Below are 10997 nucleotides of genomic sequence, written 5' to 3'. Positions count from 1 at the left end.
CCGCGCGTCCGGTCCCAGACCTTCGAGCGCGCGGTCGATGCGGCGCGATTGTGGCTCGCTGAGCGCCAGCGCCAGTTCGCGGCCCGTGAGCGTGGGGTAAAGCCTGCGCTGGCGGCGATCTTCGGGACCTGCCATCTGCCTGATGTAGCCGTCGTCTATCAGCTGTTTGAGCACGCGGGCGAGGCTCTGCTTGGTGATGCCAAGCGTGTCCAGCAAATCCGCCACCGTCATGCCCGGCTGCCGGCTGACGAAATAGACAACACGGTGGTGGGCGCGTCCGTAATCCAGTTTCGACAGGATGACATCAGGATCGGAGACAAAGTCGCGATATGCGAAAAACAGCGACTCGATCGTGTCGAAATCGATCTTGCCGTCATCAACCTTCGGGAGTGCCGGTGTCTGCCTTGCGGCGGCGGATTTTAGCGATTGCGGTGGCACTGCGGTTCCTTCATATCCTGCGGCTGTCTGATCATAGCTGACAGGCGTCAATGCGCCAATATTCTGTAAACATAGCCGAAAATGCGTCCACTCGGGAGAATGCCGCCAATCATTTTCTGTTGCGGTGGATAATATGGCGCGGGTGCGGGTGCAACTGGAATCAGGAAAGCCGATGCCGGACATGAAAAAGAGCGCGGTCAGACCGCGCTCTTCATATCAACGAATGCTGATAAACCGGATTTACTGGTAGACGTAAACGATCCGGCGGGTCGAGGGTTCGACGAGAACCGGAACGTCGTTCACGCGGACGTAGCGGTACTGATAGTCCGGGACCTCAACCAGACGGGTATCGGCCGGCAGGACGCTCCCCACGGCGATGTCGCCATCATAGGTGACGGTGTCTGCGGGGTGCTCATCAATATAGGTGATGACCGACTGCGGCGGATCGACTTCGCCCACGCGGCCGAGATTCGGGTCGCCCGGGTTCGGCTCGGACTGTACGCTCGCGGTTTTCTCATAGGTCACAACGGGAACGCTGAGTTCCGTGCGGCGCTCCTTGAGGATCACAGGCGAGCCTTCGTACATCACGTTCAGGTAATCGGCATGGGCCCAACCGCGCAGGCCGTTCACCTCAATGCGGCACCAGCTGCTACCCTCCATGCAGCCATCCAGCACGGCGTTGCTGCCACGGGTGGCAAGGCCGAGTTCCGGATAGTCCTCGCCCGGGCCGGAACGGACCGAAATATCCGATGCGGTGGTTGCGACCATGGCGGCATTTGCATAGCCTGCCATCAAGGCAAAGGCGCCACCAGCGACCAGCATTTTAAGCTTCTTGTCCATGTGTCTCACTCCTTTCAAGACTGGTGCTACAACGTCGCAACCATCAGGGCGTTCCACATTTTTCAGGGATATCAGGCCCTCCTTCCTATTATGTGCCTGTAAAAAATAGCGATTTTCTTTGCGTCTGCGCGGCCTAAAAAAGCGGGGAACGGTCGTCGGCATTGTGCCTTCCTCCCCCGCGGGCTATAGGACACATCAGCTTTCAGACAGGAGAACAGGATATGGGTAAATTGCAGGCGGGCATTATTCCGGTAACGCCATTCGAGCAGAATTGCACCATCCTGTTCGATCAGGACACCAAGGAAGGTGTCGTTGTCGACCCCGGCGGGGATGTGGATGTCATTCTTCAGGTGGTTGCGGAAAACGGGATTACGCTCAAGGAAATCTGGCTGACGCACGGTCATCTCGACCACGCCGGCGGTGCCGATGAATTGCGGGGCAAACTTTCGCTCCCTGTGATCGGGCCGCATGAGGACGATCGGCCCTTGCTGGAGAGGATCGAAGTGCAGGCGGAGAAATACGGCATCACCGGTCTCAAGAATGTGACGCCCGATACGTGGCTGAAGGATGGCGACACGGTTTCCTTCGGGGGGCACATTTTCGAAGTCTATCACTGCCCTGGCCACGCGCCCGGTCACGTGATCTATTACAACCGAGACCAGAACTTCGCTCATGTGGGTGATGTGCTGTTTTCGGGGTCGGTGGGGCGCACGGATTTGCCGGGCGGAAACCACGAGCAGTTGATGGCGTCCATTCGCGACAAGCTCCTGCCGCTGGGAGACGACGTGGGCTTCATCTGCGGCCATGGCCCCGGTGGGCGGCTCGGCGAAGAGCGGCTCAACAATCCCTATCTGAAGGGGCTCTGACGGCCGGTGACGGCAGGCCCGCGGCTGTGCATAAAAAAACCCGGCATTCCTGCCGGGCTTCAACTAGAAGAGAAAGCCGTTTTAGGGTCAGCCAGCAATCTGCAGATTGACTGCCTTCGGCCCCTTGCCGCGACGATCCGGTTCCGTGTCGAAGCTCACTTTCTGATTTTCTGAAAGTCCGGACAGGCCGGAAGCCTGTACGGCAGAGATGTGAACAAAGATATCAGCGCCACCATTGTCTGGCTTGATGAAGCCGAAGCCTTTGTCGGTATTGAAGAATTTTACGGTGCCAGTTTCGGCCATGCATCAGGTCCTTTTCGCTCTGCCCGCGTTCAGCTACAGGCAGCATTACAGTTTTGCCCCGCGTGGGCGTTGGCAGGCAGTTCTTGACTAGTGAGAAAATGGACCTTCGCAGCGGGAAGTAATGGCGTTCTCATCCAACGTTTTTCGTCCCACCGCCCGAGGTTTATAGCGTCCCCGGTGCGCAAATTTATAGGCCTTCCCATGCTCGCAAATTGCCCGAACCGCAACAGATTGCTGCGTTTATCTAAAATTGGCAAGCAAAAGTTTTCACGGGCTTTTTGTCAGATAAAAAACCTGCGGTAGAACTGCATCGAGGAAACGCACATTTTTTCCGCATATGGTATATCTGCCGAAATAATTGCCGTTTCCGTCAGCCTTTGGGGCAAAATTTTAGGTGCAAAGCGGCGAATTCCTGCGAAAAGCAGAAAAATCAGTTTTGACGGCGTCAGGTCGTTTCGGTCAGGGGTTTGGGGCGTTTACGGGTCAATTCGGGCACCAGTTCAACCATGAGGATGGCGGCGAAAATGATCAGGCATCCGACGTAGCCTGCACCCGAAATGGTTTCTTTCAGGAAGACCGAGGCCAGCAACGCGCCGAAAAGCGCCTCCGAAGACAGGAAGATCGCGGCCTGCGGGGCAGTGGTGTAACGCTGGCCGATGACCTGCAGGACGAAAGCGAGCCCGGAGGACACGAGACCGACATAGAGGATTTCCGCCAGTGACGCCTCGATCGCGGCAAAGCTCAGCGGTTCGAACACAGCGCCGATCATGCAACTCAGAAGGGAGCAAACGGCGAACTGTGTGCACGAAAGCGCGAGCGGCCTTCCGCTCTCGGAAACGAAGCGGCCAGCAAGCGTAATCTGGATCGCCCAGAAGAAGGCGCAGACGATACTGAGAAAATCGCCTTTCGTCAGCGTTTCGAAAGCGCCGCCGGAGAGCAGGAAGATGCCGCCGAGCATCATCAGCGCGCATGGCCAGACGATCCAGTGGGGATGCCGACGGTAAAGAATGACGGCGATGACGGGCACAAAGATGACGTAAAGCCCGGTCAGGAAACTGGAATTGGTGACGGTTGTTGTCAGCAGCCCGACCTGCTGCGTGGTTGCGCCGGCAAACAGGGCGAGACCGACGAACATGAAGTTGCCGATTTCGCGCCGGCGTGGCGGTGATTTCCGCGACCGCGTTTCCATGAGTGCAAAGGGCAGCACGGCAATGGCGGCGATCGCGAAGCGAAGGCCGACGAACCAGAACGGGCCGATGGACGCCATGGCAGAGGACTGTGCGACGAACCCGCCACCCCAGATCGCGGCGGCGAGCAGAAGCAGCATATTGGCCTGGAGACGAGTCATTCTTTGCACCGCACAGCAGGGCCGGGCGATCATTCAGTCACGGCCGTGGAAACAGGAATTTTTTGAAATGCCGAACCGGCGATGCGGACGACTGGTTCCCGGGTGCTTTAGCAGCAACATGCCAACGCCGCAAGCAAAGGCAGGTAGCCCTACCTGAAGCGGCGCGCCTCGTCCTTCAGGCTTCGCCGGGTGAGCGTCAGGCCGCCAATCGCAAGGCCGATGAAGGCGGCGGCGGAGAGACCGATGAGCAGGAGATGCGGGCCGGCCTTCGTCGTTGCCGCAACCTGGGGAATGGCCGCCGTGTGCAGCGTGTCCACGGCCTGTGTGGCGGCATTGGCCGAGGTTGCGATGCCTGCGGCCATGGTGACGATGACAAGAAAAGCGGCAACGGCCATCCAGAGGGAAAACAGGGTTCTCTGCGCCCTTAACCTTTCAACGGAACTCCGGTCGTTGGTAAACATGGCTGTCGCCTCTTGCCCCTGTTCTTGAAGGATAAAAGAGGCTTCGAAATGGACGGCTTGGAGACCGAATTCTGGCGTTCCGCGGCATTTATTGCGGCCATATTGTGGCAGAGGGGTTTGCGGCAGCTTTTTTGATGCGTATGCCTTTAGAGTCCCCGTTTCCCGAATGTCCGGGTCTGGCGCGCGGGATGCGGCTCTTCTCTGAAAAATCCCAGTGGCGCACCGCTTTTTTCCGGCCGCGATGGTGAGAAATAGGTGCTGCCGAGTTCAGGGAAACGCGTGTCGAACGTCGTCGGCGCAAGTTCAGGCCTTGCCAGGATGTAACCCTGCATTAGGACGACGCCGAGGTCCTCGCACAAGTCCACCTGCCAGCTCGCCTCCAGCCCTTCGAAGACCGGCTCGATGCCGTCTTCCCGGAACTGACGGACGATGACACGCAGAAGGGCGGCGCCCGCTGAATTCTGCATGAAATCCCGCACCCAGCCTGCTTCAAATTTCACGTAGTCAGGCTTGATGAGCTTGACCCTTTCAATATCGGAATCGCCGGCACCGTAATCGTCGAGCGCCACGCGAAAACCGATATCGTGCATGTGATAGGCGAAGTCGGCGACCATCTGCGTGTCGGAGGCCTTTTTCTCGGAAATTTCGCACACGATGCGATCGGCCGTCAGGCCCGCCTCGTGGGCCGCAAGGCGCATGCGTTCCACTTCCTGCCGCATCTTGGCCGGGGTCTGGAACAGGCCAGGGTGAAAGTTGACGAAAATGCGGGCGCGGGCGCGGTTTAGCCGGCCAGTGTTGAGGATGTGGACCGTGCGCAGGATGCTGTCGATGTTCTCGATGTCGCCGGGCGCGACCAGCGAGAAAAATTCGCCCGGCGTCACTGGCTCGCCATTGCGATGAGGCCGCACCAGACCCTCGAATGAATCGATGTCGAGCGCGCCATTTGCCGTTCTTCGGAAAATGGGCTGCAGCGCCGATTTGAGGTTGAACATGTGATAGGCCGTGGACCACGTGCCATCGACCTCTCGGACAAGACTGGAAAAGATGCTTTTGGGCGCCATTTTTCCACCAGCTACAGAGACACGACCCCTATTGCCGTCAATGTATCACGACAAGCGTTACTTCCGGGTTAAGAAAGGCTTAAATTGTCCCCCAACGCCAGATTGGCCGGCTTTTGGCCTTGAAACTGGTCCCGTCTTTCGACATAGAAATTGCCGCAGCAGACGAGATTTCCAAGCTCTGCGATGTCAACCCCAATAGGACCGATTAAAATGGCCTTCCTTGCCGACATTCTCTCCCGCGTAAAGCCATCCGCCACCATCGCCGTTAGCCAGAAAGCCCGCGAGCTTAAAGCACAGGGCCGCGATGTGATTAGCCTTGGCGCCGGCGAGCCGGATTTCGATACGCCCGACAATATCAAGGAAGCGGCCATTGACGCGATTAAGCGCGGTGAAACGAAATACACGCCCGTTTCCGGCATTCCGGAACTGCGCAAGGCAATTGCCGACAAGTTCAAGCGTGAAAACGGCCTCGACTACAAGCCGGAGCAGACGATTGTCGGCACTGGCGGCAAGCAGATCCTGTTCAACGCTTTCATGGCGACGCTGAACCCGGGTGATGAAGTCGTGATCCCGGCGCCGTACTGGGTCAGCTATCCAGAGATGGTCTCGATCTGCGGCGGTACGCCGGTGTTCGTCGACGCGACGCTGGAAGACAATTTCAAGCTGAAGCCGGAAGCGCTGGAAAAGGCGATCACGCCGAAGACGAAGTGGTTCGTGTTCAACTCGCCGTCCAACCCGTCGGGCGCGGCCTATTCGCACGACGAGTTGAAGGCGCTGACCGATGTCCTCGTTAAGCACCCGCACGTGTGGATCCTCACGGATGACATGTATGAGCACCTGACCTATGGCGACTTTAAATTCGTCACGCCGGTGGAAGTGGAGCCTTCGCTTTATGACCGCACGCTGACGATGAATGGTGTCTCGAAGGCCTATGCCATGACCGGCTGGCGTATCGGTTACGCTGCCGGCCCGCTGCCGCTGATCAAGGCCATGGACATGATCCAGGGCCAGCAGACCTCGGGCGCAAGCTCGATTGCGCAATGGGCCGCTGTCGAAGCTCTGAACGGCACGCAGGATTTCATTCCGGCGAACAAGAAGATCTTCGAAGGCCGCCGCGACCTGGTCGTTTCCATGCTCAACCAGGCCAAGGGCATCAGCTGCCCGGCTCCGGAAGGCGCGTTTTACGTGTATCCGTCCTGCGCCGGCCTGATCGGCAAGACCGCGCCTTCGGGCAAGGTCATCGAGACCGATACCGATTTCGTCTCGGAGCTCCTGGAAGCCGAAGGCGTTGCCGTTGTTCAGGGTTCGGCCTTCGGCCTCGGCCCGAACTTCCGCATTTCCTATGCCACGTCGGAGGCGTTGCTGGAAGAGGCGTGCAAGCGTATCCAGCGCTTCTGCGCTGATTGCCGCTGATTGGCCAACGATCGTGAATGAAAAGCCCGGCAGTGATGTCGGGCTTTTTGTTTTCAAGTCACAAGCCTTTCCATGCCGCGTTTTTCGTTTCGGTCAGAGCCCCAGAAACAGCAGCATGATGAAGGTGGCGAAGAGAATGAAATGCGTCATGCCCTCGATAGCATTCGTCTCGCCGTCATTCAGATTTATCGCAGCGGCGATGAGCGTAATGAAGACCATAACGGTCTGAACTGGTGTCATCGCCATGATGAAGGGCTGGCCTGTGTAAAGCGCGATACCCTCCATGACAGGCACGGTCAGGATGACCGTCGAGAGCGAAGCGCCCATGGCGATGTTGACCACCGCCTGCATGCGGTCGCGAAGGGCGGAGCGGAGCGCAGTCAGGATTTCAGGCGAGGCCGAGATCGTCGCAACCACGACCGCCATCAGGGCAGGCGGTGCGCTGGTTCCTTCAAGGCTTTCGCTGAGGAAGGCGGACATGAATTCCGCCAGCACGCCGATCAACACCACGCCGGCGATGATGAGGCCGATGGAAAGCGGCACGCTGCCTTTGTCGTCGTCTCCCGCATGGCTGCCTGACGCCTGCCTCGACTGGCCGGCCGGACGGGGCTTCTTTGGGTAGGTGTAGCTGAAGAAATAGCTGTGCGGACCGACCTGCATTTTGAGGAAGAGCGCATAAAGCGCAATCATCGCGAATATCGTGAAGACAGAGTAGATATGCCAGCTCTGTTCAGGAATGAATTCCGGCACGATCATCGATATGCCCATGGCCGTCAGTATCATCACGCCATAGGTCTTGCCGGAATCGTCATTGTAAGGCTGCTCGCCGTGGCGAAGGCCGCCGAGGAGGGCCGCGAGGCCCAGAATGCCGTTAATGTCGATCATGACGGCGGAATAGATCGTGTCCCGCACCAGTGTCGGCGAGCTGGACTCGCTCATGATGATCGCGAGGATCAGCACCTCGACGGCGACCGCCGACAGCGTCAGGATCATCGTCCCGTAGGGATCGCCGACCTTTGCAGCAAGAATTTCCGCGTGATGGGCAACCCGCATCGAGACCAGAACGATGAGGCCGATGAGGACGACGGCGGCAATCAGCGCTGCCGTCTTTCCCGCTTCGAATATCGTGTGCTCGGCTAAATAGGCGACGATTGCCGCCGGTATTGCCAGCAGCAGCATCCGCTCCTGCTTGATGATAGATCCCACCATGAATTTCCCTTCCCCATGTCGTCGGCTGTAGCCTATCGTCCCTCAGATCAAGCAGCATTTGCGCTTGAATGCTTTTGGTAGGATAGTGATGTTGCAGGACATGCAGATCACGCCGCGCTGTCCCATCGGGTGCAATGCTTGAAGCGCGGTTGTGGTTGCCATGTTGCCGACTGAGACAGGAGGACCATGCATGACCAAAGTGGTGTACGAGATCGTCGAACACGACGGAGGCTTCGCTTATCGTATGAACGGCGCTTATTCCGAGACCTTTCCCACCTATGACGACGCCCGCGCCGCTGCGCGCATTGTAGCAGCCGAACAGCAGGTGGGCGGCGATGACGAAGAAATCAGCTATCAGGACGAGCGCGGCAAATGGCATGAGGAACATAGCCAGGGCGGCGACCGGCCGGAAGCAGAGGTTGTCGACAAGACCTCGCCACCGGCCTGATTGAGCCGGGCCGGGTCGTGCCGGTCCGGTCCGTCGACTATTTCAATATGCCTTCGACGGGTCTGGCGCTCATGCGGCCTTGAGGAACTTGGGCTGCCGCCGCTGCCCTAGCGCTTCTTGGTCGGCGCTCCCGGATCGGTTTCCTTCAGATGACCTTTGAGACCGTCAACCAGCGCGCTGAAAACCGCGCGGCACCGCGGTGAGGTCTTGAGATTTTCATGCATCGCGACCCAGGTATGGAGCGGGATGTCAATGTTCGGGAGAACCTGGACCAGCCGCGGGTCTTTCCGCGCCAGGCCGATCTGGCAGACGCCTATCCCGGCGCTCGCGCGGATCATGGCGAGTTGCGCCAGATTGCTGTCGGCGCGGATTTCGAAGGAGATTTCCTCGATATCGGGAAGATCGGGCTCAAGAGAGCGCATCCGATGAATGGCCGCGCGGATGAAGGGCGTTTTGCGGTCGAAACCGACCATGCGATGATGGTTGAGATCTTCGGTGCTCTTCGGCACGCCCGCTTTTGCCAGGTAGTCGCGCGTCGCATGAAAACCCAGGCGGAAATTGCCGATGTAGCGCATGACGATCGCATCCTGCATCGGTTCGGTCATGCGAATGGCAATGTCGGCTTCGCGCCTTAACAGGTCTTCCAGCGTGTCGGAAAGGGAGAGTTCGATTTCAAGCCGCGGGTGGGTCTCCTGCATGGCCGTGATGATCGGCGGCAGCATTTCGACGCCGATGATATCTGACGCGCTGATACGCACCGTGCCTTCGATCTTGCCAACCTCCCCGGAGGCCGCGCGCATCAGGGCTGCTGTCGTTGCCGCCAGATTTTCCGCGTATGGTCGAAGCGCCAGCGCCGCCTCCGTCGGCATCAGGCCATGAGGCGAGCGGATGAACAGCGGAAAACCGACGGCCTCCTCGAGAGCTCCTATGTGTCGCCCCGCCGTTGGCTGGGTGATCCCAAGTTCGCGGGCGGCGGCAGAGAGCGAACCGTCACTCAGCACGCTCAGGAAGGTGCGGTAGAAATCCCAGCTGATATCGCGGTTTTTGGTCATAATATTTTGTATAGCCGCTCCACTCATTTCGACAATTTCGTATATCGCAGATCGAGCCGATACTCCAGACACACAAAGGAGTACGGCGATGTCTATCGGAAATAACGTGAGTGCGGCGAAGGACGAACAGCCCCTGGCGCTGGTGCTGGGGGTGAATGGGGGCGTTGGCGGCCAGGTTTCACGGATGCTGCTGCAAAGGGGCTGGCGATTGAGGGCGATGACACGCCGGAAGCCGGCAGCCGAGGTCGCTGGCAACGTCGAATTCGTCACAGGCGACGCCATGAACCGGCAGGACGTTTTGAGGGCGGCGCAAGGTGCCCGGCTGATCGTGCACGCGGTCAATCCTCCCGGCTACAGCGATTGGGAGAAGCAGGTCGTGCCGATGCTGGACAACACGATCGCTGCCGCCGAAAGCTGCGGTGCAAGGATAGTCTTTCCCGGCACGGTCTATAATTTCGGTTCAGACGCCTTTCCGCTGCTGACCGAAGAGAGCCCGCAGCAGCCGTTTACGCGCAAGGGTGCGTTGCGTGCGGAGATGGAACGACGGCTGAAAATGGCTTCCATGCGTGGTGTGCCTGTGCTGATCGTTCGTGCCGGAGATTTCTTTGGGCCGGATGCGAAAAATAACTGGTTCTCGCAAATGCTGGTAAAGCCGGGACAACCCGTCCGCAGCGTCCGAAACCCCGCGGCGCCCCATGCGGGACATCAATGGGCCTATCTGCCGGACGTGGCGGAGACAATCGGACGGCTGTTGGATCGCGCCGCTGACCTGCCAGCTTTCGCCGTCTTCCATATGGAAGGTTTCTGGGACTTCGATGGGCTGCAACTGGTCGCCGCCATCGAACGGGTCGTGGGACATCCGGTCAAACAGCGCCGGCTCTCCTGGACCGGCATTCGATTGGCAGCGCCCTTCGTTCCCCTGTTCCGCGAAGTTCTGGAGATGCGCTATCTCTGGCAGATGTCGATCCGGATGAGCAATCGCAAGCTGACAGTGTTTCTGGGGGGCGAGCCCAGAACACCCATCGATGTCGCGGTATCGACCACGCTGGCGAGCCTTGGATGCCTGGAGCAGAACCAACCGCGCGTAAGCCTCGCTCAGCCTGTCGATGCGAAGGGCGAAGTCTGATGGCGGGGGGCGTCACTGGGGTTCCGGCTCGGTATCGCCTGTTTGCCGTCATTTCGGCAAGCGTGCCATTGCTGATCTTCGCACAGGTACTGCTGGCAGGGCTGTCGATATATTTCGACGGATCGCTGATTTCGCTTCACAAGGGCCTTGGCATGCTGGTCGCCCTGCCGATCCTGTCGCTGACGGTCCTCGCTTTGCGATATGATGAATTGCGGCCGAACCTCGCGCGCACATTAGGTTTGCTCGGCCTTTATTGCCTGCAGGTGGCGCTGATGAGCATCGGCCGTGAGACGGGCAATGGTTTGCTGCAGGCGCTGCACCTGCCCAATGCCTTCATCATCGGTGCGTTTTCAGATTATGCCGCACGTCAGGCGCGACGCCCCCTTTAAAAAAAGGCCGCATCGGTGTCGAGCGATGCGGCCTTTCCATGTG

Annotated in this window: 13 protein-coding genes; 5 read left to right on the top strand and 8 right to left on the bottom strand. The window is 58.9% G+C overall.

Features of this window, described 5'->3' with window-relative positions; all coding sequences use genetic code 11:
- Together ACUTJJ_RS16330 and ACUTJJ_RS16325 are read right to left on the bottom strand one after the other, a co-directional pair.
- Positions 1-438 (bottom strand): MarR family winged helix-turn-helix transcriptional regulator (locus ACUTJJ_RS16330; RefSeq protein ID WP_445542799.1); only part of this gene is annotated, 438 nt, incomplete at its 3' end.
- Between the two features lie 240 nt (positions 439-678).
- On the bottom strand, positions 679-1278 hold the full coding sequence (locus ACUTJJ_RS16325) for a DUF1236 domain-containing protein (RefSeq protein WP_063950661.1): 600 nt from the start codon (positions 1276-1278) through the stop codon (positions 679-681).
- A 221-nt stretch (positions 1279-1499) separates the two neighbouring features.
- On the opposite strand from ACUTJJ_RS16325, the gene ACUTJJ_RS16320 reads away from it, so the two are divergent.
- Positions 1500-2144 carry an MBL fold metallo-hydrolase gene (locus ACUTJJ_RS16320; protein ID WP_445542798.1) on the top strand — a complete coding sequence of 215 codons (645 nt, stop codon included), beginning with the start codon at positions 1500-1502 and terminating at the stop codon, positions 2142-2144.
- An 87-nt stretch (positions 2145-2231) separates the two neighbouring features.
- Here the strand turns inward: ACUTJJ_RS16320 and ACUTJJ_RS16315 are convergent, their stop codons facing one another.
- The 4 genes from ACUTJJ_RS16315 to ACUTJJ_RS16300 form a co-directional block, all read right to left on the bottom strand.
- Complete coding sequence (locus ACUTJJ_RS16315) at positions 2232-2447, bottom strand: cold-shock protein (protein ID WP_003494703.1); 216 nt, start codon at positions 2445-2447, stop codon at positions 2232-2234.
- A 445-nt stretch (positions 2448-2892) separates the two neighbouring features.
- Positions 2893-3795, bottom strand: a complete 903-nt coding sequence (locus tag ACUTJJ_RS16310; RefSeq protein ID WP_296068841.1) for a DMT family transporter — start codon at positions 3793-3795, stop codon at positions 2893-2895.
- A gap of 149 nt (positions 3796-3944) precedes the next feature.
- Positions 3945-4256: a hypothetical protein gene (locus ACUTJJ_RS16305; RefSeq protein WP_077224982.1), complete on the bottom strand. Its 312-nt coding sequence runs from the start codon at positions 4254-4256 to the stop codon at positions 3945-3947.
- Positions 4257-4402: 146 nt separating this feature from the next.
- Positions 4403-5317, bottom strand: coding sequence for an EAL domain-containing protein (locus ACUTJJ_RS16300; RefSeq protein WP_296068844.1), 915 nt, complete (start codon positions 5315-5317; stop codon positions 4403-4405).
- Between the two features lie 210 nt (positions 5318-5527).
- On the opposite strand from ACUTJJ_RS16300, the gene ACUTJJ_RS16295 reads away from it, so the two are divergent.
- Positions 5528-6730 carry a pyridoxal phosphate-dependent aminotransferase gene (locus tag ACUTJJ_RS16295; RefSeq protein ID WP_144577269.1) on the top strand — a complete coding sequence of 401 codons (1203 nt, stop codon included), beginning with the start codon at positions 5528-5530 and terminating at the stop codon, positions 6728-6730.
- A gap of 93 nt (positions 6731-6823) precedes the next feature.
- Here ACUTJJ_RS16295 and ACUTJJ_RS16290 read toward each other — a convergent pair whose 3' ends face one another.
- On the bottom strand, positions 6824-7939 hold the full coding sequence (locus ACUTJJ_RS16290; RefSeq protein ID WP_445542797.1) for a calcium:proton antiporter: 1116 nt from the start codon (positions 7937-7939) through the stop codon (positions 6824-6826).
- 190 nt (positions 7940-8129) lie between these two features.
- On the opposite strand from ACUTJJ_RS16290, the gene ACUTJJ_RS16285 reads away from it, so the two are divergent.
- On the top strand, positions 8130-8387 hold the full coding sequence (locus tag ACUTJJ_RS16285) for a DUF2188 domain-containing protein (protein ID WP_063950654.1): 258 nt from the start codon (positions 8130-8132) through the stop codon (positions 8385-8387).
- A gap of 107 nt (positions 8388-8494) precedes the next feature.
- Here ACUTJJ_RS16285 and ACUTJJ_RS16280 read toward each other — a convergent pair whose 3' ends face one another.
- Entirely contained in the window at positions 8495-9439 is a 945-nt protein-coding gene (locus tag ACUTJJ_RS16280; RefSeq protein WP_445542796.1) for a LysR family transcriptional regulator, read from the bottom strand.
- A gap of 88 nt (positions 9440-9527) precedes the next feature.
- Between ACUTJJ_RS16280 and ACUTJJ_RS16275 the strand changes: the two genes are divergently transcribed.
- Both ACUTJJ_RS16275 and ACUTJJ_RS16270 read left to right on the top strand, forming a co-directional pair.
- Entirely contained in the window at positions 9528-10565 is a 1038-nt protein-coding gene (locus ACUTJJ_RS16275; protein WP_445542795.1) for an NAD-dependent epimerase/dehydratase family protein, read from the top strand.
- Entirely contained in the window at positions 10565-10954 is a 390-nt protein-coding gene (locus ACUTJJ_RS16270) for a DUF6220 domain-containing protein (protein ID WP_445542794.1), read from the top strand. The genes ACUTJJ_RS16275 and ACUTJJ_RS16270 overlap by 1 nt, the downstream gene beginning before the upstream one ends.
- The last annotated feature ends 43 nt before the right edge of the window (positions 10955-10997 follow it).

The organism is Agrobacterium sp. DKPNP3, from assembly GCF_052686535.1.
Note: the sequence above shows the minus strand (reverse complement) of the source record. Positions and strands in the feature narration are given on the sequence as shown.

Coding starts and splice junctions, on each gene's coding strand:
- ACUTJJ_RS16320 (WP_445542798.1), top strand. CDS start 1,500: ATGGGTAAATTGCAGGCGGGCATTATTCCGGTAACGCCATTCGAGCAG.
- ACUTJJ_RS16280 (WP_445542796.1), bottom strand. CDS start 9,439: ATGACCAAAAACCGCGATATCAGCTGGGATTTCTACCGCACCTTCCTG.
- ACUTJJ_RS16290 (WP_445542797.1), bottom strand. CDS start 7,939: ATGGTGGGATCTATCATCAAGCAGGAGCGGATGCTGCTGCTGGCAATA.
- ACUTJJ_RS16300 (WP_296068844.1), bottom strand. CDS start 5,317: ATGGCGCCCAAAAGCATCTTTTCCAGTCTTGTCCGAGAGGTCGATGGC.
- ACUTJJ_RS16285 (WP_063950654.1), top strand. CDS start 8,130: ATGACCAAAGTGGTGTACGAGATCGTCGAACACGACGGAGGCTTCGCT.
- ACUTJJ_RS16315 (WP_003494703.1), bottom strand. CDS start 2,447: ATGGCCGAAACTGGCACCGTAAAATTCTTCAATACCGACAAAGGCTTC.
- ACUTJJ_RS16275 (WP_445542795.1), top strand. CDS start 9,528: ATGTCTATCGGAAATAACGTGAGTGCGGCGAAGGACGAACAGCCCCTG.
- ACUTJJ_RS16310 (WP_296068841.1), bottom strand. CDS start 3,795: ATGACTCGTCTCCAGGCCAATATGCTGCTTCTGCTCGCCGCCGCGATC.
- ACUTJJ_RS16305 (WP_077224982.1), bottom strand. CDS start 4,256: ATGTTTACCAACGACCGGAGTTCCGTTGAAAGGTTAAGGGCGCAGAGA.
- ACUTJJ_RS16295 (WP_144577269.1), top strand. CDS start 5,528: ATGGCCTTCCTTGCCGACATTCTCTCCCGCGTAAAGCCATCCGCCACC.
- ACUTJJ_RS16325 (WP_063950661.1), bottom strand. CDS start 1,278: ATGGACAAGAAGCTTAAAATGCTGGTCGCTGGTGGCGCCTTTGCCTTG.
- ACUTJJ_RS16270 (WP_445542794.1), top strand. CDS start 10,565: ATGGCGGGGGGCGTCACTGGGGTTCCGGCTCGGTATCGCCTGTTTGCC.